General features: G+C 72.2%; 29 protein-coding genes. 14 read left to right on the top strand and 15 right to left on the bottom strand.

Features of this window, described 5'->3' with window-relative positions; translation table 11 throughout:
* Nucleotides 1-54 precede the first annotated feature (54 nt).
* The gene (locus tag RI578_RS34245; protein WP_310875933.1) at nt 55-831 is read left to right on the top strand and encodes a hypothetical protein; all 777 of its coding nucleotides are present in this window, start codon (nt 55-57) and stop codon (nt 829-831) included.
* 225 nt (nt 832-1,056) lie between these two features.
* Here RI578_RS34245 and RI578_RS34240 read toward each other — a convergent pair whose 3' ends face one another.
* From RI578_RS34240 to RI578_RS34220, 5 genes are all read right to left on the bottom strand, one after another.
* Nucleotides 1,057-2,355 (bottom strand): DUF6986 family protein, encoded by a 1,299-nt coding sequence (locus RI578_RS34240; protein ID WP_310874677.1) that lies wholly within the window; start codon nt 2,353-2,355, stop codon nt 1,057-1,059.
* 158 nt (nt 2,356-2,513) lie between these two features.
* Nucleotides 2,514-3,488: an electron transfer flavoprotein subunit alpha/FixB family protein gene (locus RI578_RS34235; RefSeq protein WP_310874676.1), complete on the bottom strand. Its 975-nt coding sequence runs from the start codon at nt 3,486-3,488 to the stop codon at nt 2,514-2,516.
* Nucleotides 3,489-3,543: 55 nt separating this feature from the next.
* Nucleotides 3,544-4,332 (bottom strand): electron transfer flavoprotein subunit beta/FixA family protein, encoded by a 789-nt coding sequence (locus RI578_RS34230; protein WP_121750475.1) that lies wholly within the window; start codon nt 4,330-4,332, stop codon nt 3,544-3,546.
* A gap of 220 nt (nt 4,333-4,552) precedes the next feature.
* Nucleotides 4,553-5,062, bottom strand: a complete 510-nt coding sequence (locus tag RI578_RS34225) for a flavin reductase family protein (protein WP_310874675.1) — start codon at nt 5,060-5,062, stop codon at nt 4,553-4,555.
* A gap of 145 nt (nt 5,063-5,207) precedes the next feature.
* Nucleotides 5,208-5,618, bottom strand: a complete 411-nt coding sequence (locus RI578_RS34220) for a thioredoxin family protein (protein WP_399062341.1) — start codon at nt 5,616-5,618, stop codon at nt 5,208-5,210.
* Nucleotides 5,619-5,916: 298 nt separating this feature from the next.
* Here RI578_RS34220 and RI578_RS34215 point away from each other — a divergent pair, with 298 nt between their 5' ends.
* Nucleotides 5,917-6,645, top strand: coding sequence for a lysophospholipid acyltransferase family protein (locus RI578_RS34215; protein WP_310874674.1), 729 nt, complete (start codon nt 5,917-5,919; stop codon nt 6,643-6,645).
* Nucleotides 6,646-6,655: 10 nt separating this feature from the next.
* Here the strand turns inward: RI578_RS34215 and RI578_RS34210 are convergent, their stop codons facing one another.
* From RI578_RS34210 to RI578_RS34195, 4 genes are all read right to left on the bottom strand, one after another.
* Entirely contained in the window at nt 6,656-7,228 is a 573-nt protein-coding gene (locus RI578_RS34210; RefSeq protein ID WP_310874673.1) for a transglutaminase family protein, read from the bottom strand.
* 86 nt (nt 7,229-7,314) lie between these two features.
* Nucleotides 7,315-8,385, bottom strand: coding sequence for a low specificity L-threonine aldolase (locus RI578_RS34205; protein ID WP_310874672.1), 1,071 nt, complete (start codon nt 8,383-8,385; stop codon nt 7,315-7,317).
* The gene (locus RI578_RS34200) at nt 8,382-9,128 is read right to left on the bottom strand and encodes an SDR family NAD(P)-dependent oxidoreductase (protein ID WP_310874671.1); all 747 of its coding nucleotides are present in this window, start codon (nt 9,126-9,128) and stop codon (nt 8,382-8,384) included. Before RI578_RS34200 ends, RI578_RS34205 begins: the two co-directional genes overlap by 4 nt.
* Before the next feature lie 47 nt (nt 9,129-9,175).
* The gene (locus tag RI578_RS34195) at nt 9,176-10,579 is read right to left on the bottom strand and encodes a DUF6421 family protein (RefSeq protein ID WP_310874670.1); all 1,404 of its coding nucleotides are present in this window, start codon (nt 10,577-10,579) and stop codon (nt 9,176-9,178) included.
* Nucleotides 10,580-10,807: 228 nt separating this feature from the next.
* Between RI578_RS34195 and RI578_RS34190 the strand changes: the two genes are divergently transcribed.
* Nucleotides 10,808-11,491, top strand: a complete 684-nt coding sequence (locus tag RI578_RS34190; RefSeq protein ID WP_121750468.1) for a glycerophosphodiester phosphodiesterase family protein — start codon at nt 10,808-10,810, stop codon at nt 11,489-11,491.
* Nucleotides 11,492-11,527: 36 nt separating this feature from the next.
* Here RI578_RS34190 and RI578_RS34185 read toward each other — a convergent pair whose 3' ends face one another.
* Nucleotides 11,528-12,067 carry a GNAT family N-acetyltransferase gene (locus RI578_RS34185; RefSeq protein WP_310874669.1) on the bottom strand — a complete coding sequence of 180 codons (540 nt, stop codon included), beginning with the start codon at nt 12,065-12,067 and terminating at the stop codon, nt 11,528-11,530.
* A gap of 125 nt (nt 12,068-12,192) precedes the next feature.
* Here RI578_RS34185 and RI578_RS34180 point away from each other — a divergent pair, with 125 nt between their 5' ends.
* Nucleotides 12,193-12,585: a VOC family protein gene (locus RI578_RS34180; RefSeq protein WP_310874668.1), complete on the top strand. Its 393-nt coding sequence runs from the start codon at nt 12,193-12,195 to the stop codon at nt 12,583-12,585.
* Nucleotides 12,586-12,687: 102 nt separating this feature from the next.
* Nucleotides 12,688-13,452 carry a VOC family protein gene (locus RI578_RS34175; RefSeq protein WP_310874667.1) on the top strand — a complete coding sequence of 255 codons (765 nt, stop codon included), beginning with the start codon at nt 12,688-12,690 and terminating at the stop codon, nt 13,450-13,452.
* 47 nt (nt 13,453-13,499) lie between these two features.
* On the opposite strand, the gene RI578_RS34170 is transcribed toward RI578_RS34175, so the two are convergent.
* On the bottom strand, nt 13,500-14,057 hold the full coding sequence (locus RI578_RS34170) for a MarR family transcriptional regulator (RefSeq protein ID WP_310874666.1): 558 nt from the start codon (nt 14,055-14,057) through the stop codon (nt 13,500-13,502).
* Complete coding sequence (locus tag RI578_RS34165; protein WP_310874665.1) at nt 14,054-15,742, bottom strand: FUSC family protein; 1,689 nt, start codon at nt 15,740-15,742, stop codon at nt 14,054-14,056. The genes RI578_RS34170 and RI578_RS34165 overlap by 4 nt, the downstream gene beginning before the upstream one ends.
* Nucleotides 15,743-15,945: 203 nt before the next feature.
* Here RI578_RS34165 and RI578_RS34160 point away from each other — a divergent pair, with 203 nt between their 5' ends.
* The 6 genes from RI578_RS34160 to RI578_RS34135 all read left to right on the top strand — a co-directional run bounded on the left by RI578_RS34160 (nt 15,946) and on the right by RI578_RS34135 (nt 20,197).
* The gene (locus RI578_RS34160) at nt 15,946-16,488 is read left to right on the top strand and encodes a DUF5134 domain-containing protein (RefSeq protein WP_310874664.1); all 543 of its coding nucleotides are present in this window, start codon (nt 15,946-15,948) and stop codon (nt 16,486-16,488) included.
* A 128-nt stretch (nt 16,489-16,616) separates the two neighbouring features.
* Nucleotides 16,617-17,552 carry a M56 family metallopeptidase gene (locus RI578_RS34155; RefSeq protein WP_310874663.1) on the top strand — a complete coding sequence of 312 codons (936 nt, stop codon included), beginning with the start codon at nt 16,617-16,619 and terminating at the stop codon, nt 17,550-17,552.
* Nucleotides 17,553-17,616: 64 nt separating this feature from the next.
* Nucleotides 17,617-18,288 (top strand): phosphatase PAP2 family protein, encoded by a 672-nt coding sequence (locus RI578_RS34150; RefSeq protein ID WP_310874662.1) that lies wholly within the window; start codon nt 17,617-17,619, stop codon nt 18,286-18,288.
* Nucleotides 18,285-18,443 carry a hypothetical protein gene (locus RI578_RS34145; protein WP_310874661.1) on the top strand — a complete coding sequence of 53 codons (159 nt, stop codon included), beginning with the start codon at nt 18,285-18,287 and terminating at the stop codon, nt 18,441-18,443. The genes RI578_RS34150 and RI578_RS34145 overlap by 4 nt, the downstream gene beginning before the upstream one ends.
* A gap of 157 nt (nt 18,444-18,600) precedes the next feature.
* Nucleotides 18,601-19,332, top strand: coding sequence for an HAD-IA family hydrolase (locus tag RI578_RS34140; protein ID WP_310874660.1), 732 nt, complete (start codon nt 18,601-18,603; stop codon nt 19,330-19,332).
* A 145-nt stretch (nt 19,333-19,477) separates the two neighbouring features.
* Nucleotides 19,478-20,197 carry a TetR/AcrR family transcriptional regulator gene (locus RI578_RS34135; protein ID WP_310874659.1) on the top strand — a complete coding sequence of 240 codons (720 nt, stop codon included), beginning with the start codon at nt 19,478-19,480 and terminating at the stop codon, nt 20,195-20,197.
* Here the strand turns inward: RI578_RS34135 and RI578_RS34130 are convergent.
* Nucleotides 20,185-21,687: a hypothetical protein gene (locus RI578_RS34130; protein WP_310874658.1), complete on the bottom strand. Its 1,503-nt coding sequence runs from the start codon at nt 21,685-21,687 to the stop codon at nt 20,185-20,187. The two genes, RI578_RS34135 and RI578_RS34130, sit on opposite strands and share 13 nt — an antisense overlap.
* Nucleotides 21,688-21,878: 191 nt before the next feature.
* Between RI578_RS34130 and RI578_RS34125 the strand changes: the two genes are divergently transcribed.
* The gene (locus tag RI578_RS34125; RefSeq protein WP_310874657.1) at nt 21,879-22,535 is read left to right on the top strand and encodes a DUF305 domain-containing protein; all 657 of its coding nucleotides are present in this window, start codon (nt 21,879-21,881) and stop codon (nt 22,533-22,535) included.
* An 18-nt stretch (nt 22,536-22,553) separates the two neighbouring features.
* On the opposite strand, the gene RI578_RS34120 is transcribed toward RI578_RS34125, so the two are convergent.
* Nucleotides 22,554-23,009 carry a DUF6214 family protein gene (locus RI578_RS34120; protein WP_310874656.1) on the bottom strand — a complete coding sequence of 152 codons (456 nt, stop codon included), beginning with the start codon at nt 23,007-23,009 and terminating at the stop codon, nt 22,554-22,556.
* Nucleotides 23,010-23,246: 237 nt separating this feature from the next.
* Here RI578_RS34120 and RI578_RS34115 point away from each other — a divergent pair, with 237 nt between their 5' ends.
* Complete coding sequence (locus RI578_RS34115; RefSeq protein WP_310874655.1) at nt 23,247-24,620, top strand: FAD-dependent oxidoreductase; 1,374 nt, start codon at nt 23,247-23,249, stop codon at nt 24,618-24,620.
* A 16-nt stretch (nt 24,621-24,636) separates the two neighbouring features.
* On the opposite strand, the gene RI578_RS34110 is transcribed toward RI578_RS34115, so the two are convergent.
* Complete coding sequence (locus RI578_RS34110; RefSeq protein WP_310874654.1) at nt 24,637-24,999, bottom strand: helix-turn-helix domain-containing protein; 363 nt, start codon at nt 24,997-24,999, stop codon at nt 24,637-24,639.
* A 152-nt stretch (nt 25,000-25,151) separates the two neighbouring features.
* Between RI578_RS34110 and RI578_RS34105 the strand changes: the two genes are divergently transcribed.
* Nucleotides 25,152-26,231: an NADH:flavin oxidoreductase/NADH oxidase gene (locus RI578_RS34105; protein ID WP_310874653.1), complete on the top strand. Its 1,080-nt coding sequence runs from the start codon at nt 25,152-25,154 to the stop codon at nt 26,229-26,231.
* Nucleotides 26,232-26,337: the final 106 nt, after the last annotated feature.

The raw sequence follows: 26,337 nt of genomic DNA, 5'->3' as shown, positions 1-26,337 counted from the left end.
CGGCCCCCGGAGAGCGGCCGCGCGCCGGCGCGCCCGGCCGGCGAGGACCGGACGTTGCGGGCGCTCGGGCTAGCGGGGGTGCCGCGGGAGGAGCCGCTGCTGTACCCGGGCGCGTGGCCCCGGGAGTCGGGGCTGCTGGACGGGGACCGGCTGCTGCCGCTGGACGGGCCGGTCCACGAGGATGGGGACGGCCGGGTTCCCGTGCTCGCGATCGGCTCCAACGCCAGCCCGGGCCAGCCGCGGCACAAGATGGCCGAGTTCGGGATCGACTCGCCGATCCCGATGGTCAGGACGCGGGTCACCGGCGTCGACATCGGTGTGTCCGCCCATGTGAGCCGCATGGGCTACGTGTCCGCCTCGCCGGTGGGCGCCCCGGGCGTCGTACGGGAGCTGTTCGTCCTCTGGCTCGACGCCGAGCAGCTGGCCGTGATCGACGCGAGCGAGGGCGTGCCGATGGCGTCCGGCAACTTCGACCGCGTCTGGCTCCCGGCACCCGACGTGCGTGTCGAGCCGGCGGACCGGGACGGCACGGTGCTGCGCGGCGCGTACGCCTACGTCAACCGCCACGGCGTCCTGCACGACGGCACCGGGGCACCGCGCCGGCACCCGGGCGACCAGCGCGTCCTGATCACGGAGCTGCTCCAGGGGTCGGCCCGGCTGCGGGAGCTGTTCGGGGCGACGCCCGAGGAGTTCTGCGCGCGGGCGCGGGCCGACCGGCGGCTGTGCGCGCGGGGGACGCGGCTGTTCGCCGAGGAGACGTGGGTGACCGCGTCCGGCCTGGAGCGGTACGTGCGCTCCGGCCGGACCGGCGAGCCCCTCCCCCGCACCTAGGGGGTGTCGTTTGGATCTTGCCGGGGTCGCGGGGTCTGGCACGCACTCCCCCACTGCCTTAAAGGCGTGGGAGGTGCCCCCAGCGGCGTTGTCGTCGGTTGCCAGGGCTCCGCCCTGTCGCCCTCCTCCGCCTTGCAGCTGCACGCACCAGACCCCACTCGGCTCCGCTGCAAGGCGCCGTCCCTTGGAGCCGACCTGATCCAAACGACACCCCCTAGCCGCCGCCTACTGCGCCGATGCCGTGAGGTCGCCGCGCCGCGGGGACGAGAAGCCCTCCAGGTCGGCGCGGGTCAGGCCGGTCAGCCGGGCGACCTCGCCGATGTCGAGGGCGCCGCAGTCCAGGCCGCGCAGCAGGTAGCCGCTGAGGGCCTTCGCGGTGGCGGGCTCGTCCATGACGTCGCCGCCGGTGTGGTTGGCGTAGCGGGCGAGGCGGGCGGCGGCCTGCTCGAAGCCCTCGCGGTAGAAGGCGAAGACTGCCGCGTACCGGGTGGGGATGTGGCCGGGGTGCATGTCCCAGCCCTGGTAGTAGGCGCGGGCCAGCGCGCGGCGGGTGAGGCCGAAGTGCAGGCGCCAGGCGTCGTGGACCTTGGCGGTGGGGCCGACCGGCAGGACGTTGGTGGAGCCGTCGGAGACGCGTACGCCGGTGCCGGCGGCGGCGACCTGCATGATCGCCTTGGCGTGGTCGGCGGCCGGGTGGTCGCTGGCCTGGTACGCGGCGGAGACGCCGAGGCAGGCGCTGTAGTCGAAGGTGCCGTAGTGCAGTCCGGTGGCGCGGCCCTCGGCGGCCTGGATCATGCGGGCGACGGAGGCGGTGCCGTCGGCCGCCAGGATGGACTGGCTGGTCTCGATCTGGATCTCGAAGCCGATCCGGCCGGGCTCCAGGCCGCGCGCCTTCTCGAACGCCTCCAGGAGCCGCACCATGGCGGTGACCTGCTCGGGATAGGTCACCTTCGGCAGGGTGAGGACCAGCCCCTCGGGCAGGCCGCCGGCCTCCATCAGGCCGCTGAGGAAGACGTCGAGCGTGCGGATGCCACGGGCGCGTACCGGGGCCTCCATGCACTTCATGCGGATGCCCATGTACGGGGCGGCCGTGCCCTGCTGGTACGCCTCGGCGATCAGCCGGGCCGCGCGGGCGGCGGACTCGTCCTCCTCGGCGTCCGTGCGGTTGCCGTAGCCGTCCTCGAAGTCGACGCGGAGGTCCTCGATCGGCTCGCGCTCCAGCTTGGCGCGCACACGGGTGTACACGGGTTCGGCGAGGTCGTCGGTGAGGCCGAGGGCGGCGGCGAAGGAGGCGGCGTCGGGGGCGTGTTCGTCGAGGGCGGCGAGCGCCTGGTCGCCCCACGAGCGGATCGTGTCGGCGGCGAAGACGTCACCGGGGACGTAGACGGTGTGGACGGGCTGCCGGGTACCCGGGTCTCCGGGGTAGAGGCGCTCCAGCTCCGCGTCGACCGGCGCGAGGGAGGCACTGATCTCCTCGCCGACGCCGCCCGCGAGACTCGTCGCCACCTTCTCCTGCTGACCCATCCCACACCCTCCTGTTTTCCGCTGAACGGAATCAATAATCCGTAGAGCGAAGTTATCTGCCGGTCTCTCGCCGGTCAACACCATCCTGCGCAGACGCCGAGGCCCCCGCGACCAGGAAGGACGGTCGCGGGGGCCTCGGCGGGTGCTGCGAGCGGATGTCAGCCCTTGCGGGTCTTGACTTCCTCGGTGAGCTGCGGGACGACGTCGAAGAGGTCGCCGACGACGCCGTAGTCGACCAGGTCGAAGATCGGGGCCTCGGCGTCCTTGTTGATCGCCACGATCGTCTTCGAGGTCTGCATGCCGGCGCGGTGCTGGATCGCGCCCGAGATGCCGGAGGCGATGTACAGCTGCGGCGACACGGACTTGCCGGTCTGGCCGACCTGGTTGGTGTGCGGGTACCAGCCGGCGTCCACCGCGGCACGCGAGGCGCCGACGGCCGCGCCGAGCGAGTCGGCGAGCGCCTCGATGATCGCGAAGTTCTCCGCGCCGTTGACGCCACGGCCGCCGGAGACGACGATCGCGGCCTCGGTCAGCTCCGGACGGCCGGTCGACTCACGCGGCGTGCGCGCGGTGACCTTGGTGCCGGTCGCCTGGGCGGAGAAGGACACCGACAGGGCCTCGACCGCACCGGCGGCCGGGGCCGGCTCGACGGCGGCGCTGTTCGGCTTGACCGTGATGACCGGGGTGCCCTTGGCGACGCGGGACTTGGTGGTGAAGGCGGCGGCGAACACCGACTGGGTGGCCACCGGGCCCTCGTCGCCGGCCTCCAGGTCGACGGCGTCGGTGATGATGCCGGAGCCCAGGCGCAGCGCCAGACGGGCGGCGATCTCCTTGCCCTCGGCGGAGGACGGGACCAGCACGGCGGCCAGGGAGCCCCCGGCGGACACCACCTCGTGGGCGGCCTGGAGGGCGTCGACCTTCGGTACGACCAGGTAGTCGGCGTACTCGGCGGCCTCGTGGGTGAGGACCTTGACCGCGCCGTGCTCGGCGAGGGTGGCGGCGGTGTCGGCGGCGCCGTTGCCGAGGGCCACGGCGACCGGCTCGCCGACGCGGCGGGCGAGGGTCAGCAGCTCCAGGGTGGGCTTGCGGACGGCACCGTCCACGTGATCGACGTAGACGAGAACTTCAGCCATGGGACTTCTTCTCTCCTGCTTGCGAGATGTGCGGGGCGGTCGGCGAATCCGGGGCTCAGATGAACTTCTGGCCCGCGAGGAACTCGGCGAGCTGCTTGCCGCCCTCGCCCTCGTCCTTGACGATCGTGCCCGCGGTGCGCGCCGGGCGCTCGGCCGCGGAGTCGACCTTGGTGTAGGCGTTCTCGAGACCGACCTCGTCCTCGTCGATGTCGAGGTCGGACAGGTCCCAGGACTCCACCGGCTTCTTCTTGGCCGCCATGATGCCCTTGAAGGAGGGGTAACGTGCCTCACCCGACTGGTCGGTGACCGACACGACGGCCGGCAGCGACGCCTCCAGCTGCTCCGTGGCGGAGTCGCCGTCACGGCGGCCCTTCACGGTGCCGTCCTCGACGGAGACCTCGGACAGCAGCGTCACCTGCGGCACGCCCAGGCGCTCCGCGAGCAGCGCCGGTACGACGCCCATGGTGCCGTCGGTGGAGGCCATGCCGGAGATGACCAGGTCGTAGCCGGCCTTCTCGACGGCCTTGGCCAGGACCAGGGAGGTGCCGATGGCGTCGGTGCCGTGCAGGTCGTCGTCCTCGACGTGGATCGCCTTGTCCGCGCCCATGGACAGCGCCTTGCGCAGCGCGTCCTTCGCGTCCTCCGGACCCACCGTCAGGACGGTGATCTCCACGTCGTCGTCGGAGTTCTCCGAGATCTGCAGCGCCTGCTCGACCGCGTACTCGTCCAGCTCGGAGAGCAGACCGTCCACGTCGTCCCGGTCGACGGTCAGGTCATCGGCGAAGTGCCGGTCGCCAGTGGCGTCGGGCACGTACTTCACAGTGACAACGATCCTCAAGCTCACGCCGGCTCTCCTACTGCGTCGACATTTCAGTGCTGCCTCTTGCAGGCAGCATAGGCGCCCCAAGCGGCCGATCCCGGTCGGGGCGACCCGCGCTCCGCCCGGAATATTACTCGTCAGTACATCCAGTTCTTTCCCGCTAAGCAAGCGCTTTGAACTGTGACCTTCGCAACGCAGCGTAACCGGAACCCGACGGCTTCACGGAAGCGCCCCCGGTGACCGGTCAGTCGCGCAGACCGTTGTAACGCCCCTGGTGGTACAGCAGTGGACTGCCGGCACCCGTGGGGTCGCCGAGGAGAACCTCCGCCAGCACGATGCGATGGTCCCCCGCGGGTACGCGGCCGGCGACGCGGCACACGAGCCAGGAGAGGACGCCGTCCAGCACGGGCACGCCCTCGGGCCCCTCGCACCAGGCGGTCGGTGCCGCGAAACGGTCGGCGCCGCTGCGGGCGAAGGTGGCCGCCAGGTCCTCCTGGTGGTCACCGAGCAGGTGAACGCCGACGTACTCGGCCTCGGACACCGCGGGCCAGCTGGACGAGCCGGTGCCGATGCCGAACGACAGCAGCGGCGGCTCGGCGGAGACGGAGGTGAGGGAGGTGGCCGTGAAACCGACCGGGCCGGCGTCACCGCGGGCGGTGATCACGGCGACTCCCGCCGCGTGCCGCCGGAAGGCGGACCGCAGCAGGTCGGCGGTGGCGAGCCGCGGCGCGGCGACGTCGGGGGTGACCGTCATACGGGGTGTCCTTCTGCGTTGCGCCTCGGTCCGGGGAGCGGGGAGCGAGGGCCTACGGGCAGGCTGACGACGGGTGGCACACACAGTCAAATACGTCCCGGGATGTGGGGCTGTGGAGAACGCCTCACCGGTGACGTGGCGGTGGTCACACCGCCTCGCCCAGTGCGGCGATCACGTCCGCCTTGCGCGGCTGCCCGACGGCGCGCCGCACGACGCGGCCGCCGGCGTCGAGGACCAGCACGGTCGGGGTCTTGAGTACGTCGAGTGCGCGGACGAGCTCCAGCCGGGCCTCGGCGTCGATCTCGACGTGGGCGACGCCGGGGACCAGGTCGGCCACGTCCCCGAGGACCCGCCGGGTGGCCCGGCAGGGAGCGCAGAAGGCGCTGGAGAACTGCACGAGCGTGGCGCGCGCGCCGAGCTCCGCGCCCAGATCGGCCGCGTCGAGCCGCGGGCCGGATGTGTCGAGCCGCGGACCGGAGGCGCCGAGCCGGGGGCCGGAGACCTCGGGCCGCGGACCGGCGGTATCGAGTCGCCGGCCGTCGTCCTGCTCGCGCACCCGTTCGCTCCTGTTCCGCCGCCGTCGCGGCACTCCCGGGCGCGCGTGATCCGCGCGCCGCCAGTCCGGTCGTCCCCAGGTGCAGCGTTCGCGGGACGCCTGAGATTCCCGGCTCACCGTCGTGTTTCGGCCACGAAACGGCCGGCGAAGTGATGAGGATCTCGCCGCGGGCGGGCACCAAGGCTGGTACACCGGCCGTTCTTGGGGCACGATCTGCGACAAGCCGTAAACCTACGGCTGCGTAACTTTCGACTGGGAGTCCCCTTCCCAGGCTGACAAGGAAGGGTCCGACCCGCCCATGGCAGAACTCGCCTACCGCCCGGCCATCGGTCTCGCCCGCACCCTGTTCAAGGTGTGGGACCTCAAGATCGACTGCCAGGGTTCGGAGAACATCCCGCGCTCGGGCGGCGCCGTGCTGGTGAGCAACCACATCAGCTACCTGGACTTCATCTTCGACGGCCTGGCGGCGCTGCCCCAGAAGCGGCTGGTGCGTTTCATGGCGAAGGAGTCGGTCTTCCGGCACCGGGTCTCCGGTCCGCTGATGCGCAACATGAAGCACATCCCGGTGGACCGCAAGCAGGGCGAGGCCGCGTACGCGCACGCCTTGGACTCGCTGCGGTCCGGCGAGATCGTCGGAGTCTTCCCGGAGGCCACGATCTCCGAGTCGTTCACGCTGAAGAGCTTCAAGTCGGGCGCCGCCCGTCTGGCGCAGGAGGCGGGCGTCCCGCTGGTCCCGATGGCGCTGTGGGGCACCCAGCGGCTGTGGACCAAGGGACACCCGCGCAACTTCAAGCGCAGCCACACCCCGATCACGATCCGGGTCGGCGAGGCGATGGAGGCCTCCCGCGAGCAGTACGCGGGCGCCATCACCCGCCGGCTGCGCGGGCGGGTGCAGGAGCTGCTGGAGGCCGCGCAGCGCGCCTACCCGGTGCGTCCCAAGGGGGCGGACGACACCTGGTGGATGCCGGCCCATCTCGGCGGCACCGCCCCGACGCAGGAGCAACTGCGCACGGCCCAGGCGCGCTGAACCGAGCGCGTCACAGGGCGGGCGGCAGCGTCGCCCACAGGTGGGGCCGGTCGGTGGCCGCCTTCAGCACGTCCACCACGGCCGGATGCGGCGCGGCGTACAGGTCCGGGTAGTCCGCCTCGCCGGCCGCGGTGTCCGGCGTGAAGGCCAGCTGTTCCCGCCCCAGGGAGAACTGCGCGTTCACGCCGGGTTTGTTGCCGCGCGGGTCCTGCCGGTGCCAGGCACCGTTGAACCGCACGGCGACCAGCCCGTGCACCACGTCGAACCGCTGGTAGCACAGGGCGGTCGGGATGTCCTCGGCCCGCAGCAGCGCGGTCAGCGCGTGCGCCTTGGCGTAGCAGATGCCGGTGCGCTGCTCCAGGACGTCGGAGGCGCGCCAGGTGACGCGGGGGTCGCCGGAGTCCTGTGAGTGCGGGATGGTGTCGCGCACGAACTCGAAGGCCAGTCGCGCATAGGCATACGAGTCCTCCGCCTCCTTGGCGAGCCGCCCGGCCACCTCCCGTACGCGCGGATGGTCGTGGTCGATGACCTCGTCGACGGCCAGGTAGGCGGACAGGTCAGGGGTTTTCTGGATCAGCTCCATGCCCGCAGAGCATAGGAAAGCGATCACCCGTCAGTCAATGACTTTTCAGGTGACCGCATACCTATGCATAGCTCGAGGTGGCGCCGTCAGCGCGCCATCTCCTCCTTGAGGGCGGCGACGAACGCGTCGACGTCGTCCTCGGTGGTGTCGAAGGCGCACATCCAGCGCACGTCGCCGGCGGCCTCGTCCCAGAAGTAGAAGCGGAACCGCTTCTGCAGGCGCTCGCTCACCTCGTGCGGCAGGCGGGCGAAGACCGCGTTGGCCTGCACCGGGTAGAGGATCTCCACGCCGTGCACGGCGCGCACACCCTCGGCCAGGCGCTGGGCCATCTCGTTGCCGTGCCGGGCGTTGCGCAGCCACAGGTCCTTGGCGAGCAGTGCCTCCAGCTGCACCGACACGAAGCGCATCTTGGACGCGAGCTGCATCGACAGCTTGCGCAGGTGCTTCATGTGGCGCACGGCGTCCTGGTTGAGGACCACGACCGCCTCGCCGAACAGCGCGCCGTTCTTGGTGCCGCCGAGGGAGAGGAGGTCGACGCCGACCGCGTTGGTGAACGTCCGCATGGGCACGTCCAGGGAAGCGGCGGCGTTGGCTATCCGGGAGCCGTCCAGGTGCACCTTCATGCCGTGCGCGTGGGCGTGCTCGCAGATGGCGCGGATCTCGTCGGGCGTGTAGAGCGTGCCCAGCTCGGTGCTCTGGGTGATCGAGACGACCTGCGGCATCGCGCGGTGCTCGTCGTCCCAGCCGTACGCCTGCCGGTCGATCAGGTCGGGCGTGAGCTTGCCGTCGGGGGTGGGGACGGTGAGCAGCTTCAGGCCGCCCATGCGCTCGGGGGCGCCGCCCTCGTCGACGTTGATGTGCGCGCTCTCGGCGCAGATCACCGCGCCCCAGCGGTCGGTGACCGCCTGGAGCGCGACGACGTTGGCGCCGGTGCCGTTGAAGACCGGGAACGCCTCGGCGCCGGAGCCGAAGTGGCCGCGGATCACGCGCTGGAGGTTCTCGGTGTACTCGTCCTCGCCGTACGCGATCTGGTGCCCGCCGTTGGCCAGCGCCAGGGCGGCGAGCACCTCGGGGTGCGCGCCGGCGTAGTTGTCACTGGCGAAACCGCGGACCTCGGGGTCGTGGTGGCGACGCGCGTCGGTCTTCGGGGGGTTCACGGCTTGTCGGTCAGCCACAGACGGTTTCCGTTCACTTCCGCGGCGGGCTTCTCCCAGACTCCGGCGACGGCCTCGGCGAGGTCACGCACGTCCGTGAAGCCCGCGAACTTCGCGTTGGGGCGCTCGGCGCGCATCGCGTCGTGCACCAACGCCTTGACCACCAGGATCGCAGCCGCGGACGTCGGGCCCTGCTCGCCCCCCGCCTTGCGGAAGAAGTCCGCCATGGCCAGCGTCCACGCCTCGGCGGCGGCCTTCGCGGCCGAGTAGGCGGCGTTGCCCGCGGTGGGGTTGCTCGCGCCCGCGGCGCTGATCAGGACGTAGCGGCCGCGGTCGCTGCGCTGGAGCGCCTCGTGGAAGGCGAGGGAGGTGTGCTGGACGGTGCGGATCAGCAGCTTCTCCAGGAGGTCCCAGTCGCCGAGGTCGGTCTTGGTGAAGGTCTGGCTGCCGCGCCAGCCGCCGACGAGGTGGACGACGCCGTCGACCCGGCCGAACTCCTGCTCGATGCGGTCCGCCCAGGCCCGGGTGGAGTCCAGGTCGAGCAGGTCGACCGTCTCGCCGGTGACGGTGGCGCCGCCGTGCGCGTAGCGCGCCGCGTCCACCGCCTCCGCCAGCCGCTCCGGGTCGTTGTCGGAGCCGACGACCGTCGCGCCCGCCTCGGCGAGCCGCAGCAGCGCGGCCCGTCCGGCGGGTCCGCCCGCTCCGGCCACCGCGATCACCGCGCCGTCGAGCGTCCCGTTCCCCATGGTCCTCGCCTCCCGAGCCTGCCGTGTCTGCCTGTCCGTGCCGTCGCTCACGCGGCGGCCCGCTCGGCGCCGTCCGCCGTCGCCGTGATGCCCCGGGTCGAGGCGATCACGTTCTTGAGCTTCTTGGACAGTGCCTCGTAGAACATGCTCAGCGGAAACTCGTCCGGAAGCACGTCATCGACGAGCTTGCGCGGCGGCAGCGTCAGGTCCAGGGCGTCGGGGCCCTTGGCCCACTTCGAGCCCGGGTGCGGGGCGAGGTAGGTGGAGACCAGCTCGTAGCCGGCGAACCAGTGCACGATCTTCGGGCGGTCGATGCCGTCCCGGTAGAGCTTCTCGATCTCGGCGCACAGCTGGTTGGTGACCTGCGGGGCGCGCTGCCAGTCGATGAAGAGCTTGTTGTCGGTCCAGCGCACGACGTCGTGCTTGTGGAGGTAGGCGAAGAGGAGCTGGCCGCCCAGACCGTCGTAGTTGCGCTGGCGCTCGCCGGTGACCGGGAAGCGGAACATGCGGTCGAAGAGGACGGCGTACTGCACGTCACGGGCCTGCGGGACACCTTCGTCCGCGAGCTTCACGGCCTCCTTGAAGGCGGTGAGGTCGCAGCGCAGCTCCTCCAGGCCGTACATCCAGAACGGCTGGCGCTGCTTGATCATGAAGGGGTCGAAGGGCAGGTCGCCGTGGCTGTGGGTGCGGTCGTGGACCATGTCCCACAGGACGAAGGCCTCCTCGCAGCGCTTCTGGTCGTGCACCATCGCGGCGACGTCCTCGGGCAGTTCCAGGCCCAGGATGCCGACGGCGGCCTCGGTGACGCGGCGGAAGCGCGCGGCCTCGCGGTCGCAGAAGATGCCGCCCCAGGAGAAGCGCTCGGGCGCCTCGCGCACGGCGATGGTCTCCGGGAAGAGGACGGCGGAGTTGGTGTCGTAGCCGGCCGTGAAGTCCTCGAAGGTGATGCCGCAGAAGAGCGGGTTGTCGTAGCGGGTGCGCTCCAGTTCGGCCAGCCAGTCGGGCCAGACCATGCGCAGCACGACCGCTTCGAGGTTGCGGTCCGGGTTGCCGTTCTGCGTGTACATCGGGAAGACGACCAGGTGCTGAAGGCCGTCCGCGCGGCTCGCGGCGGGCTGGAAGGCCAGCAGCGAGTCGAGGAAGTCGGGCACCTGGAATCCGCCGTCGGCCCAGCGGCCGAGGTCCGTCACCAGGGCCTCGTGGTAGGCGCGGTCGTGCGGAAGCAGCGGGGACAGCTCCTCGACGGCGCCGGCGACACGGCGTACGACGTCCTCGGCGGCGGCCCGGTCGGGCGCGCCCTCGGCGTCGAAGTCGATCGACCCGTCCTTGGACTGCCATGGCCGGATCCGCTCCACGGCATCCTTGAGCACGGGCCACGCCGGGTGCTCCACCACCCTGCTCGCCGGAGGAATGTTCTCCTCCACACCCACCTGCACAAGAATTTCCGTCATGTCCCATCCTCCACGGGAGAAGCTCACGTCAGGACACCGTATGCATACGAGGTTTCTCCCAGCAAGAGGGGCCTCCGTAAATTATCCTGCCCGACCCTGCCCTTCACCGCATTTTTTCCTGTGGGATGCCTGAGTCCGGATACCAGGCGCGGCAGAGGGGAAACGGTCCCGCAGGGCCGTTAGGCTGCCGCCCTGCCATCGCCGACGTCGACGGAAGCGAGTCGAGCCTTGAACTTCCTCACCATCGGTCACCGTGGAGTGATGGGTGTCGAACCCGAGAACACCCTGCGTTCCTTCGTCGCCGCCGAGCAGGCCGGCCTCGACGTCGTCGAACTGGACCTGCACCTGAGCAAGGACGGCGCGCTCGTCGTCATGCACGACGCGGACGTGGACCGCACCACCGACGGCACGGGCGCGATCGCCGAGCAGACCCTCGAGGAGCTGCGGGCGCTGGACGCGGGCCGCGGGGAGCGGGTCCCGGTCTTCGAGGAGGTGCTGGACGCCGTGTCGGTGCCGTTGCAGGCCGAGATCAAGGACGCGGCGGCGGCGCGCACACTCGCGGAGGTGATGCACCGGCGGGACCTGGTGGACCGGGTGGAGGTGATCTCGTTCCACGACGAGGCCATCGTGGAGATCGCCCGGCTGGTGCCCGGGGTGCGGACCGCTCTGGTCGCGCAGTACTACGGCCCCGAGGTCGTGGACCGCGCCGTGGAGGCCGGTGCCGGCACGCTGTGCCTGGACATCAACCGGATCACGCTGGAGATCGTGGAGCGGGCCCGCAAGGCGGGTCTGCGCGTCTTCTGCTGGACCGTGAACACCCAGGACCACCTGCGGCTGGTGCGCGCCCTCGGCCTGGACGGCGCGACGACCGACTACCCGGAGATCAAACGCACCGGCCGCTTCACCGCGTGAGCGTCACGGCGCACGCGGACCACGCTGGTCACCTGGTCACGCCAGCGGCTTGACCAGCAGCTCGAACTGGAGGTCGTCGCGCTGCGGAATGCCGAAGCGCTCGTCGCCGTACGGGAAGGGGGTCATCTCTCCCGTACGGCGGTAGCCGCGGCGCTCGTACCAGGCGATGAGATCCTCGCGCACGGAGATCACGGTCATGTGCATCTCCGTCACGCCCCACGCCTCGCGGGCCCACCGCTCGGCCGCCGCGATGATCGTCTTGCCCAGGCCCTCGCCCTGGAGCGCCGGGCTCACGGCGAACATCCCGAAGTAGGCGTGCGCCCCGCGGTGCTCCAGCTGGCAGCAGGCCACGATCCGGCCGTCCCGCTCGACCGTCAGCAGCCGGCTGTCCGGCGACTTGACGACCTCCAGCACGCCCTCCGGGTCCGTGCGCCGGCCCTGGAGGATGTCCGCCTCGGTGGTCCACCCGGCGCGGCTGGAATCCCCTCGGTACGCGGACTCTATGAGCGCGACGATGTCGTCCACGTCGGCGGCGGTGGCGTCGCGGTAGGTCAGTGGGCTGGCGGCGGTGTCCATGGGGAGCGTCTCCGGTTCGTTCTCGACGGTCGTCAGCGGGCGCGGGTTCGTTCTCGGGCGCGGGTTCGTTCTCGGGCGCGGCGGGGGCACCGATGAGAGTAACGCCGCCAGTAGTCTCGGGACGCATGGTGCATGTACTCAGCAGCCGAATCCTGCTCCGCCCCACCGACCCCGACCGCTCCCGCGCCTTCTACGGCGAACAGCTCGGCCTCGCCGTGCACCGGGAGTTCGGCACCGGACCCGAGCGGGGCACCGTCTACTTCCTCGGCGGCGGCTTCCTGGAGGTCTCCGGCCGTTCCGAGACGCCCCTCTCACCCGCGCTGAAGCTGTGGCTCCAGGTCGAGGACGCTGCCGCGACCCACGACGAGCTGCGCGCGAAGGGTGTCGAGATCGTCCGGCCGCCGGTCCAGGAGCCGTGGGGGCTGGTGGAGATGTGGATCGAGGACCCGGACGGCACGCGGATCGTGCTGGTGGAGGTGCCCGCGGACCATCCGCTGCGCTACCGGCCCGGGATCTGAGCCACCGGGCGGTACGTGCCGGATGGCCGCGGTCCGGGCCCGGCCTTAGCGTGCTGGAGGGGGACGGACGGTCCCCGGCTCTGCGGAAGGACGCCCCACGCGATGAAGCTCCACGAACCGGTGACCGGCGGGCCCTGCTGGGCCGAACTGGGGACCAGCGATCTGGCAGCGGCCAAGCGGTTCTACACGAAGCTGTTCGGCTGGCGCCCCGAGACGGACTCCCGGCAGCAGGCGGGCGGCTATACGATCGCGCGCCTCGGCGACACGGCGGTCGCCGCCCTGACCCCGCTGTACCAGCCGGCGCAGCCGGTCGCCTGGAACGTGTCGTTCGCCGTACGCGACGCGGACGACGCCGTACGGCAGGTGACGGCGGCCGGCGGGGCGGTCCCGCAGGGCCCCACGGACGTCTTCGACTCGGGCCGGTTCGTGGTGGCCGCCGATCCGACCGGGGCGGTGTTCCAGCTGTGGGAGGCACGCTCCTTCCCGGGGGCCGGGCTGTTCAACGCGCCCGGCTCGCTGGGCTGGGTGGAGCTGCTGACCCGGGAGCCCGACCGGGCCGCCGACTTCTACACCACGGTGTTCGGCTGGACCGTCACCACCTCGGACCGCTACCCGCAGTGGGGGATCGGCGGGGCGGACTTCGGCGGCATGGTGACGATGGACGAGAAGTTCCCGCACGAGGTGCCGGCGCACTGGCTGCCGTACTTCGCGGTGGCGGACGTGAACTCCGCCGCGGTCGACACGACCGACAGCGGCGGCACCGTGCTCATGGAACCCACCTCGCCCCCCGACGGACCACGCATCGCGGTCCTGCGCGACCCGCAGGGCGCGATGTTCGGCGTGTACCGGGCGGGCGACGAGCGCTGAGACGGTTTCCGTCCCCGGGGCCGCGGTGCCGCCGGGCCGGCCGAGCGTCAGACCCGCAGCGCGCCCAGGCGGCCCTCCAGCTGGCCCAGCAGAGCGCCGAGGAGCGCCGCCAGTTCGCCTTGCTCCGGGCCGTCGACGCCGGAGAGGACGGCGGACTCGTAGGCGAGTTGTTCGGGCAGGATGCCGTCGACGAGGTCGCGTCCGGTGTCCGTGAGGCGGACGTGGGCGACCCGGCGGTCGCGGGTGTCGCCGCGTCGCTCCACCAGGCCGCGCTCGGTGAGCTGCTTGAGGCGCTTGGTGACGGCGGCGCCGGAGGAGAAGGTCTCGCGGGCCAGGTCGCCGGGGGTCAGCTCGTGCCCGGTGCGGCGCAGCGCGCCGAGCAGGTCGAACTCGGCGCGACTGAGGCCCGCCCGGCGCAGCGGGGCGTCCTCGGCCTGCTGGAGGAGGGCGGCGCAGCGGTTGATGCGGCCGATGATCTCCATCGGGCCGGTGTCGAGGTCGGGATGGACGGCCCGCCACTGCCGTACGACCGCGGCGACGGTGTCGCCGCCCGGTCCGCCTCTCTCGTCGCCCCCGGTCGCCGAGCCCCCGTCGGTTGCGGTCATGGCCGTACGTCCTCCGTTCTCGTGCCCGTTTCACGGTTCGCACGCGCTGCCTGGCGTCGGACCGTTGCGGCGAGCGTACGGTGTCCGGACTGCTCGGCGAGCACGACCCTCTCCTGGGGCAGGGCGCGCCCCCACCATTCGCCGGCCGCGGCGTCGACGGTGGCCCGCAGGTCGGTCAGCGCGGCGGCCAGCCCGCGGCGGGCGGTCTCCAGCGCGCCGGGGTGCGGGTCGGGCTCAGCCAGGAGGCGGGCGGCGCGTTCGCGGGCGCGGTCGGCGGCGGTCACCGCCTGTGCGACGCGGCCGCCGGCGCGCCGGTTGGTGACGGCGACGGCGGCCAGGAAGCCGACCAGGGCGCCTACGAGGGTGTCCACCACTCGCTCGGTGATCAGCTCACCGGGCGCCTGGTAGCCGGCGAACTCCGTGATGAGCAGCGCCATCGGGGTCACGCAGACACTGCCGAGCCAGTAGTTGCGGGTGATCAGCGCCTCGGCGCCGAAGTTGAGGGCGAGGCAGAGGACGACCAGGAGTGCCTGCCCGAGGTGGGCGAGCGGTGCGATGGCCGCGAAGAGCAGCACCCCGGCGATGTTGCCGACCACACGCTGCACGGCGCGGCTCCAGGTCAGGGTCATGTTGGCCTGGTAGAGCGCGGCGGCGGTGACCAGGGCCCAGTAGGGGCGGCCGATACCGAGGGCGAGGGAGGCGTAGCCGGCCAGGGCGCAGCCGAGGGCGGTGCGGGCGGCGATCGGGGTCAGCGGGCCGAGCCGCTGCCACAAGGGCGCGGGAGGGGTGGCGAGTTCGGCGTCCACGCCGAGGAGTTCGGCGGTGGCGCCCGGGGTGTCGCCGGTGCGGGGGATCCGGCCGGTGCCGCGCAGGGCGCGGGCCCAGCCGCGCAGCCGCTCCGGGTCCGTGTCGGCGGGCGCGGCGAGGGCGACCTCGGCGCGGACGACGAGGTGCTCCAGGGCGTGCCGAGTGGTGGCGCGGGTGCCCGTCGCCGGGAGGGACAGCAGCGTCTGCCAGGCGGCCTGCACGGCGGCGTACCCGGCGGCGCGGGCGGTGACGTGGCCGTCACCGGTGCCGCCGGTGTCGGCGTACGAGGCGGCGGCGTTCAGGGCCGCGGCGGTCGCCCGGCGCTCGGGGCCGTGCGGGCGGACCAGGGCGGGTGCCATGCCGACGAGCCAGGCCCAGGCGCCCGCGGCGGCGGCCAGCGCCAGATGACCGGGGATCTGGCCGAAGGTCTGCGGGACGAACAGGGCGGCGGAGCTGATGAAGGTCAGGACCACGTTGCCCGGCGGGCCGACTCGGGTGACGTCGCACAGGGCCTTCTGCACGGCCGCCAGCAGGGCTCCGACGGTGACGAGGACGACGGCGTGGCGCGTGAGCGAGGCGGTGACCAGGGCGACGGCGACGCCGCCGAGCATGCCGAGCACCACCCAGGCCAGGGTGCGGGCCCGGGCGGCGTAGGGGCGGTTGTGGGCGTAGAGCGCACACAGCGACCCGGCCATGGTGTACATCGCCAGGTCGAGCCGGCCGAGGGCCAGCAGGACCAGGTTGGGCGGGGCGACGGCGGCGACCGAGCTCAGGGCGGGCTTGAACCAGATCTCGGAGGGCCGACGCAGACGCAGCACACCTGTCAGGGACAGACGTCGGCCGAGTGAGGTACCGGAGGTGGGGGTCGCACTGCTCATGGAGTTGAGCTTAACAGGTGTTTTACCTGTAAATAATTACCTCGCGTGTGACATCGATCCCCTCCCTCACCTGCGGCGATGGGCCGCGCTCCCCCGAATACCCCCCGTGTACACCCTTGCGCTCGCGTGCGCGCCGCACGGCCCGGGCAGTTCTTGACCGACTGTCGAGCAACGACCGTCGAGCGTCGAGCGGGGAGGCACCTGTGCACGGACCGGCGTCGTCCGGCTGGCTGCTGGTCGCGCTCTGCGCGGCGACCGGCGCCTACTGCCTGCTGCGGATGCGCAGCAGCGTCGAGGAACAGCGCCGCGCCGCGGGCGGCGAAGCCCTCATGGGGTTCGGCATGGCCGCCATGGCCGTGCCCGCGGCGGTGTTCACGCCGCCGGAATGGGCCTGGCCCGGCTACGCGGTCGTGTTCGGTGCCGCGGGGCTGCGCGCCCTGTGGGCGGCCCGGTCCGGACGTCACCATCTGCACCACCTGGTCGGGGCCGCGGCCATGGTCTACATGGCGGTGGTGATGGCCGGCTCCCCCGCCCACGCCCACGGCACCTCCGGGATACCCGTGCTGACCGGGGCGCTGCTGCTCTACTTCACCGGATACGTCCTGCTGACCGGCGTACGTCTGATGCCGGTCGTCGCCGTGGCCGGGGGCGGTCCGGCGACCGGATGGGGCGACCGGCCGGAGCTGGCGCGAGCCTGCCGGCTCTCCATGGGGATCGCGATGGTGGCCATGCTGCTGACCATGTGACACCCGGCCGTCTGAGCGCCTGGCCGCCGCGCACCGCATACCCGGCATACCTCGTACGCAATCGTTGCCTGCGTCACTTCGCGCGGCGGGCCGCACCGCCGACGGCGCGACGCTCATAGGCTGCCCCCATGACTCTCCCCGCGGCACTGTTGCTGCTCGGCGCCCTGACCGCCGTGCTCGCCCCCAGGCTGCTCGCCCGGGCCGACTGGCCGGACCGGGAACCGGTGGTCGCGCTGTGGGTCTGGCAGTGCGTGGTGGCGGCCGTGCTCGTGTGCTGCGCGCTGTCGATGACGTTCAGCGCGGCCGCGGCCTGGCACGCGGTGGGCGGGCACGTGTTCGCGACGGCGCCGGGCCCGGTGGTCGAGGCCTACGCGCTCGGCACCTCCGGCCTCTGGGCGGACACGACCGCAGTCGCGCTGGCCTGCGGCGGGCTGTGGAGCGCCGCGATGCTGACCCGGGAGGTCGTACGGGCCCGTGCCCGGCGTCGGCGGCGCCGGGCCGAACTCCTGCTGCGCGCTCCGGTGTTGCCCGGCGAGGTGCCCGGTTCCGACCCGCTCGTCGTTCTGGAGGGTGAGCGGCCCGACGCCTGGTGGCTGCCCGGCACTCCCCCGCAGCTGGTCGTCACCACCGCCGCGCTGCGCCGCCTCAAGGGCCGGCAGTTGGACGCGGTCCTGGCCCACGAGAAGGGGCACGCGCAGGCGCGGCACGACTGGCTGCTGCACTGCTCGTCCGCGTTGGCGGACGGATTCCCGCAGGTTCCGGTGTTCGCGGCGTTCCGCGACGAGATGCACCGCCTGGTCGAACTGGCCGCCGACGACGTGGCCTCGCGCCGCTTCGGCCGGCTGACGACCGCCCTGGCGCTGGTCGAACTCAACGAGGACCGTGGCGTGTTCGGCCCGTGCCCGACCGCCGAGGCCCATGTCCCGCAGCGTGTGCACCGGTTGCTCACGCCGCCGAACCGGCTGTCGGCGGCCCGGCGGCTGCGGCTGACGGCGGCGGCCGCCCTGGTACCGGTGGTGCCGGTACTGGTGGCTTTCGTGCCGGGACTTCGGGCGCTGGGGTAGTCACTCGCCACGCTCCCGCCCCGGAAATTGGCCCCGGACCCCCCGCGTCGGCGAGTATCGCAGCATGCAGACGCCGCCCGTCGACTCCCCGCCCAGTCCACCGCAGCCCCGCACCGCCCTCCGCGTCACCTGGGTGCTGGCCGTGTGCTCCGCGCTGCTGCTCACCCTGGTGGCCGTGGAATGGCGCCCGTTGATCGGCCTGGACGACGACATCGCCGGCACGACCCACCGCTGGGCGGTCGACGAACCGGGCGTCACGCACGCCATGCGGATCCTCACCGACTGGGTGTGGGACACGTGGACGATGCGACTGCTGTGCGCGGTGGTGGTGTTGTGGCTGTGGTTCCGGCGCGAGGACCGGTGGACGGCCGTGTGGCTCGGGATGACGTGTCTGCTGGGCAGCCTGTTGCAGCAGGCTCTGAAGGCGGCGGTGAACCGTTCCCGCCCGGTATGGCCCGACCCCGTGGACTCCGCGCACTACGCGGCCTTCCCCTCGGGCCACGCCATGACCGCCACGTTCGTGTGCGGCCTGCTGGTCTGGCTCCTCCACCACTACGGCGCCGCCCACTCGCTGCGCCTGACCGCCCTGACCGTGGCGGTGGTCTCCGTGGCCGGAGTCGGCGTGACGCGGGTGTGGCTCGGCGTCCACTGGACCACGGACGTCGTCGGCGGCTGGCTCCTGGGCGCCCTGGTCGTGGCCGTCGCGGTACTGATCCACCGGCGCCGGCACCCGTGACCACCCCCGCGCACGGCCCCCGGCACGCCTACCGCCACGCGGAACCGCCCGAGCCGCGGGCGGCCGTCCGGCCCGGCGCCGAGGCACACGCGATCCGCTCCCCCGCCGATCTCGACGCCTGGGTGACGGAGCGGGGCCCGGCCGGGGGCCGCTGAGCCGTTCACCTGCGTCGTCGGCCACGACGGTCTGCCGCGACTGGCTCCGCGCCGCGGCGAGCACGTGACGTGCGCGGGCGACCGGGTCGCGCTGGGCGCGGGCGAGATCACCGTCGGCGACACCACCATCGGCGACATCACCTCGTAGGATCCGGCCATGGCTGCCGTCCTGTTCGACTTCTCCGGGACCCTTTTCCGCGTCGAGTCCACCGACGCCTGGCTGCGCGCGGCACTCGCCGACACCGGAGTGACGCTTTCCGCACCGGAGTTGGCCGAGACGGCTCGAGCACTGGAGGCGTCGGGCGCGCTGCCCGGCGGCGCGCCTCCGCTGCGGGTGCCGGAGGAACTCGCCGATGCCTGGGAGGCCCGGGACCTGGGTTCCGAGCAGCACCGGGCCGCGTACACCGGGCTCTCCCGGCAGGTGCCGCTGCCGGACCCGGGGCTGCACGAGGCGCTGTACGACCGGCACATGAAGCCGGGGGCGTGGCGCCCGTACCCCGACGCCGCCGAGGTGCTGAGCGCGCTGCGCGGGGAGGGAATCGCCGTGGGCGTGGTCAGCAACATCGGCTGGGACCCGCGTCCGGTCTTCCGCGCGCACGGCCTGGACCGGTACGTGGACACGTACGTCCTGTCGTACGAGCACGGCGTCCGCAAACCCGACCCTCGGCTGTTCGCCGCCGCCTGCGCGGCGCTCGGGGCCGAACCGGGGCGGACGCTGATGGTCGGGGACAGCCGGCCGGCGGACGGCGGTGCGGCGGCCCTGGGGTGCCGGGTGTACTTCGTGGACCATCTCCCGGTGACCGAGCGGCCGTCCGGGCTGCTGCCCGTACTCGATCTGGTGCGCCGACCGGGCCTGCGCGGTGAACGCCCACTCCGGCCGGGCTCATAGCCCGGGGCAACCAGCCGGGCGTCCGCCCGCCTCGGACGATCCCCCGTGTCGCCCGAGGCAGACGGTAGCCGGGCCTGGCCCACTGGGGCCCGCCCGTCTGCGCTGAGTATAGTTGGCTGCCAGCCAGTCAACGCAGGAGTACAGCATGTCCCCGCGCAGCGCCTCGGTCAATGAAGAGTTGCGGAGGCGTTCGAAGGAGCGGCTCCTGCAGGCCGCGGTGGAGCTGGTGGGCGAGCACGGGTACGACACGACCACGCTGGGCGACATCGCCGACCGGGCGGGCTCGGCGCGCGGCCTGGTCTCGTACTACTTCCCCGGCAAGCGCCAGCTGGTGCAGTCCGCCGTGCACCGGCTGATGCACCGCACCCTGGAGGAGGCGCTGGAGCGGGAACCGCGCACCGCCGAGGGGCCGGAGCGGATGGCGCGGGCCATCGACGCGATCCTGGGCCTCGCCCGGGACCGGCCGGTGCTCATGCGCCAGCACATGGCGGGCCTGCTCCAGGCCGAGGTGGGTTTCGTGCCCTGTCCGGAGCAGCGGCGGCTGGCGGAGCTGCTGCGCGACACCGTGGCCCGGCACGGCTCACCGGACGTCGACCGCGACTACCCGATGCTGCGCGCGCTGCTGATGGGCGCCGTCTTCGCCGCCCTGGTGCCGGGGGTGCCGATGCCCGTGCCGGTGCTGCGCGCCGAGTTGTTCAAGCGCTACCGGCTGGAGTGGGAGATGGGTGTCCCGCCGGACGCCGAGGCGCCCGACGGGACGACGTGCGACACGGATCTGTCGCGGTTCTTCTCGACCGGAGTGCCCGGTCAGCCGATCGGGACCGACCGGACCGACCGTTCCGACCGTACGACTCAGTCGAAGTAGTCCGGCTGGGTCTGCGTGTTGAGCTCGCGCAGATGGACCCGCTTGGCCGGGTCGGTGCGCCGGTCGCTGAGCTTCAGGACGTCGAAGCCCTTGGCGATGTCGTTCGAGTAGATGTAGCCGTTGTAGTAGTACGCGGACCAGGAACCGCCGGTGGTGATGCCGTCCGTGGTCAGCGGGCCACGCTCGAAGTAGGCGATCTCCTTCGGACGCTTGGAGTCGGTGAACTCCCAGACGGAGACGCCACCCTGGTACCAGGCCTGGACCATGATGTCGCGGCCCTTGACCGGGATCAGCGAGCCGTTGTGGGCCACGCAGTTCTCGGTGTCCGCCTGGTGACGGGGGATCTTGAAGTAGCTGCGGAAGACCAGCTCGCGGTGGTCGCCCCGGCCGACGATGTCGTAGATGCCGTCGGCGCCGCGGTTCGGGCCGATCTCCGCGTTGCAGGTGGCGGCTCCGCCGCCGCCCAGCTCGTCGGTGAACACGACCTTGTTCGCCTTCTGGTTGAAGGTCGCCGAGTGCCAGAACGCGAAGTTGACGTTGTCCTGGACCCGGTCGATGACCTTCGGGCGCTCGGGGTCCTCGATGGAGAACAGGATGCCGTCGCCCATGCAGGCGCCCGCCGCGAGGTCCTTCGAGGGCAGGACGGTGATGTCGTGGCAGCCGGTGGTCTTGGAGACACCCGGGTTGGTGGGCCCGCCCGGGTTGCCGCCGCCGTCGGGGCCCTCACCGGGGAACAGCACCGGGAAGTCAACGACGGCCGCCCGCTCGGGAGCCTTGCGCGGCACCTTGATGACGGAGATGCCGTCGTGCGGCGGCCGGCAGTCGGGGTAGGCGGCGTTCGGCGAGTACGAGGAGACGTAGACGTAGACGTTCTTGCGCTCGGGCACCAGCGTGTGGGTGTGCGAGCCGCAGGCGGTCTCGACGGCGGCGACGTACTTCGGGTTCCGCTTGTCGCTGATGTCGAAGACCTTCATGCCCTCCCAGGAGGACTTCTCGGTCGCGGGCTGCGTGGTGCTGTTGCAACTGCTGTCGCTGCGCGATGAGTCGGTCGACAGGAACAGCAGGTCGCCGGAGACGGAGATGTCGTTCTGCGAGCCGGGACACAGCACCTGGGCCACGGTCTTCGGCTTCTTCGGGTTCTTGATGTCGAAGATGCGGAAGCCGTCGTAGTTGCCGGCGAAGGCGTACCGGCCCTGGAAGGCCAGGTCCGAATTGGTGCCGGACAGCGCGTCCTTGGGGATGTTGGCCAGGTGCTCGATGTTGTCCGAGTGGACTATCTCGTCCTGGCCGGGTATCTCGCCGCTCTCGATGGCGTCGCGCACCTCGGCGCGCGCGCTCTTGGACACCTCCTTCGACGCGTCCGGGCTGTCCCCGGGGTCGGGGGTCGCCACGGCCGGGCCGGCGGTCAGCAGCGCGGACAGGAGTCCGGCGGCGGCGGCCGCGACTCCCAGGCGTCTGCGCCGCGTTCGCGGGTCGTTGAACAGGGTCACTGTTTCCTCCCTACGTCCGTTCCCTTCGGAACGGTTCTCGCACCCCCGCAGTATCGTCTTCACCATGCACATATCAACAGGGGGCAACAAACTCGCAATGAAGTTTTTTGATCAGTGACGCGCGGAAGCGTGCTAGGACGGTCATCGCACCCACAAGGTGCCTCCCATCCCGCCTGCCACAGGAGGTCGTTGTGCCCTCTCGTCCCACCTTGTCCCGAGCGTCGCTCGTCACGGCCTCGCTGACCTCACTGGCCGTGCTCGGGCTCGGGGCCTGCGACTCCGGTTCGGACACCGGGTCGGCGGCCGCGGCCGGGCCTTCGGTGATCGCTCCGGGCGAGCCGGGTGAGGGCAACCGCACGCTGTCCGCCGAAGAGGCCGAGAAGCAGCGCGCCGACGACGACTCCCCCAACTCGGCGGACGTCTCCTACGCGCGGATGATGATCCAGCACCACGCCCAGGCACTGGAGATGACCGAGCTCGTGCCGGAACAGGCCGAGTCCGGCCAGGTCGAGAAGCTCGCCGAGCGGATCTCCGCCGCGCAGGGACCGGAGATCACGGCGATGAAGGGCTGGCTGAAGAACCACGGCGAGAAGGAGTCCGGCGGCGGGCACGACCACGCCGCGATGCCGGGGATGGCGACCGAGGCCCAGTTGGAGAAGTTGCGCGCGGCGAAGGGCAAGGCGTTCGACCAGCTCTTCCTGAAGCTGATGATCACTCACCACGAGGGTGCGATCACCATGGCCACGGACGTGAAGTCGCAGGGCAACAACGTGCAGGTCGAGGAGATGGCCGACGACGTGGTCGCCCAGCAGACGAGCGAGATCTCCCGGATGCGCGGGATGCTGTGACGGACCGTCGGCGGCGCTTCAGCGCCGTGCGCGGCGCGGGGCCAGAAAGCCCTCGTCGCGCGCCTGGCCGATCAGCCTGAGTGACTTACGCCGGCTGTACCCGGTCGCGCGCATCACCGCGAGGACCGGGTCGCCGCCCAGGTCCCGGGCCGCCCGGTACTCCTGTGCGGCGAGCCGGCACCCCTCCCTGCCGCGCGGCCACGCGGGCCGGGCCCGTCGGGGCGCGGCCGGTGCGGCGTCGGCGGAGGCCGGCACGCAGGCCTCGAAGAGCGGGTTCTCCAACCACTCGGCGAGCACGGCCAGGTCGTCGAGGGAGAGCGGCGGCTCGGCCCGCACGTCCTCGACCCGCACGCCCTGACCGGACAACACGGCGAGTGCCTCCACCCGGGCGCCGTCGGGGAACGTCAGCCGGACGTCGAACCACGAGGTGACGGCGGCACCCTCGCGCACCACCCAGGTGTGCCGCACGGACATCTCACCGTCGCCCGGACAGCGGTCGGAAAGCTGAAGAGAACGATCAACCAAGGACGCCTCAAGCACACACGCAACGTAACCGCATGATCACATTCCATACGAACGGAACACGCACGAACATACGCCGTTCACCGGGCGCAGCACCCTGTCAGCGGAGCGGAAGCGGTGGGATGCTTGAAGCACCAGCGACCCCCTCCGACTTCCGGTCCATCCGCCTCCCGGACAAGGAGTTCCGCCGTGCTGCGTGTCGCCGTCGTCGGCTCGGGACCGAGCGGGTGCTACACCGCGCAGAGCCTCGTCCAGCTCGGCCGCGATGTGCACGTGGACGTCCTGGACCGTCTGCCGTGCCCGTACGGACTGGTGCGGTACGGCGTGGCGCCGGACCACGAGAAGATCAAGTCGCTGCAGAACACCCTGCGCACGGTCCTGGAGCACGAGCGGGTGCGGTTCCTCGGCGGCGTCCCGGTCGGCCCCGGGGGTGTGCCGACCGCGCGGCTGCGCGAGCTGTACCACGCGGTGGTGTACTGCGTGGGCGCCGCCACCGACCGGCGCCTCGGCATCCCCGGCGAGGAGCTGCCGGGCAGCTGGTCGGCGACCGAGTTCGTGTCCTGGTACAGCGCCCATCCGGACGCCGTGGACGACGGCTTCCTGCGCGGTGTGCGGTCGGCGGTCGTGATCGGGGTGGGCAACGTCGCCGTCGACGTGGCGCGGATGCTGGTACGCGGCCTCGCCGAGCTGAGCGGCACCGACATGCCGCAGGCGGCGCTCGACACACTCGCCGCCGGGGAGGTGGCCGAGGTGCACATGGTGGGCCGGCGGGGCCCCTCGCAGGGCCGCTTCACCACCAAGGAGCTGCGTGAGCTGGGCGCCCTTCCGGACACGGCCGTCCTGGTCGACCCGGCGGAGCTCGCGCTGGACCCGGCGTACCGGGACCCCTCCGGACTGCCCGGTCCGCAGCGCCGCAACGTGGAGGTGCTGCGCGGCTGGGCCGGGCAGCCCGCGCCGGACGCCGCACGTCGGATCCGGCCGCGCTTCTTCCTGCGCCCGGTGGAACTGACGGCGGACGGCGACGGCCACGTCCGCGCCGTGCGCTTCGAGCGGACGGCACCGGACGGGCGCGGCGGCGTGACGGGCACCGGGCGGTACGAGGAGATCGAGGCCCAGCTGGTGCTGCGGTCGGTGGGCTATCGCGGAGTGCCGCTGGAGGGGCTGCCGTTCGACGCGGCGAGCGGCACGGTGCCGCATCGGGCGGGGCGCGTCCTGCGGGAGGGCGCCGTCGCCCCCGGGGAGTACGTGGCCGGCTGGATCAAACGGGGCCCCACCGGTGTCATCGGCACCAACCGCCCGTGCGCGAAGGAGACGGTGACGTCCCTGCTGGCGGACGCCGCCGCGCTCGCGGGACGGGACCTTTCCGCGGACCCTCTCGCGCTCCTGCGCGCCGAGGGGATCGAGCCGGTCGAGTGGGCCGGGTGGCGGGCCATCGAGCGAGCCGAGGCGGAACTCGGCGCCTCGCTGGGGCGGCACGTGGTCAAGCTGCCCGACTGGGAGTCGCTGCTGACGGCGGCACGGACGACCGCGGCCCGGGAGCGCGAACGGCGACGGCCTCAGTAGCGGGCCCCTGCCGCGGTCAGTCGGTGCCGAGGCAGGCGGCCTGGCGGGCCGCGGCGGCCAGGAGGGCGTCGAGCAGCCCCGGGAAGAGGGCGTCCAGGTCGTCCCTGCGCAGGCCGTTCATCTTGGCCGTCCCCCGGTAGGTCTGGCGGACCAGCCCGCTCTCCCGCAGCACCCGGAAGTGATGCGTGGTGGTGGACTTGGTGACCGGCAGGTCGAAGTGCGAGCAGGAGAGGAGCTCGTCGCTGTCTGCGGCGAGCTCCCGCACGATGCGCAGCCGCACCGGGTCGGAGAGCGCGTGCAGCACCGACTCCAGCCGGATCTCCTCGCGCGCCGGGTGCGGCAGGTCGCGGGTGCCGGCGGCGGTGGCGGCGGGGGTCACGGCGGCTCCAGTTGGTCCGGGAGGGTCCCACCGTCGAGGAGGGGCCCTCATTGTACGAGCAACACCGTAGTTTGACATGTGCCGTACTACGAGGGCTATCGTACGAGCCGTTCCTCCTGCCCCTCCTGCCGCGACCAAGGGAGTACCCGCCCATGAGCGCCCTCTTCCAGCCCCTCCAGCTGCGTGACACCACGATCCCGAACCGGGTCTGGATGCCGCCGATGTGCCAGTACTCCGCAGCACCGCAGGGCCCGCTTGCGGGCGTCCCCGGCGACTGGCACTTCGCGCACTACGGCGCCCGCGCCGTGGGCGGCACCGGCCTGATCGTCGTCGAGGCCACCGGCGTGTCCCCGGAGGGCCGCATCTCCCCGCAGGACCTCGGCCTGTGGAACGACACCCAGGTCGAGGCGTTCCGCCGGATCACGGACTTCCTGCGGTCCCAGGGCACGGTCCCGGCGATCCAGTTGGCCCACGCGGGCCGCAAGGCGTCGACCGCGCAGCCCTGGAAGGGCGGGGCACCGGTGGGCCCGGACGCGCACGGCTGGCAGCCGGTGGCCCCGAGCGCGCTCGCGTTCGACGAGCGGCACCCGGTGCCGACCGAGCTGACGACCGCGCGGATCCAGGAGATCGTCGGCCAGTTCGCGGACGCCGCGCGCCGGGCCCTCGCGGCCGGTTTCGAGATCGTCGAGATCCACGGCGCCCACGGCTACCTGATCCACGAGTTCCTGTCGCCCCACTCCAATCACCGCACCGACGCCTACGGCGGCTCGTACGGGAACCGCACCCGGTTCGCCCTGGAGGTCGTCGACGCCGTGCGCGAGGTGTGGCCCGACGACAAGCCGCTGTTCTTCCGCGTCTCCGCGACCGACTGGCTGGAGGAGGGCGGCTGGACGCCGGACGACACCGTTCGCTTCGCCCACGACCTCCGGGCGCACGGCATCGACCTCCTCGACGTCTCCACCGGCGGCAACGTCCCGCGCGTCCGGATCCCGACCGGGCCCGGCTACCAGGTCCCCTTCGCCGCGCGCCTGAAGGCGGACGCCCCGCTGCGGGTCGCCGCCGTGGGCCTGATCACCGATGTCGAGCAGGCCGAGAAGATCCTGGCCAACGGCGAGGCCGACGCGGTGCTGCTGGGACGCGAGCTGCTGCGCGACCCGTCCTGGGCCCAGCACGCGGCGCGCGAGCTGGGCGAGGACGTCCGCATGCCGGACCAGTACGGCTGGGGCATGTGAGGCGGCCCATCCGCGCGCGAAGCGTTGACTAGAAAGCGCTTGCCCTCTACCGTCCGTTCATCAGCATGACCGTCGTGAACGCGCGAGGCCGCCAAAGGCCCCACCC

Source organism: Streptomyces sp. BB1-1-1 (genome assembly GCF_031597775.1).
GTDB classification, from domain to species: domain Bacteria; phylum Actinomycetota; class Actinomycetes; order Streptomycetales; family Streptomycetaceae; genus Streptomyces; species Streptomyces thinghirensis.
The sequence above is the reverse complement of the archived record's forward strand: the minus strand, read 5'-3'. Positions and strand labels throughout refer to the sequence as shown.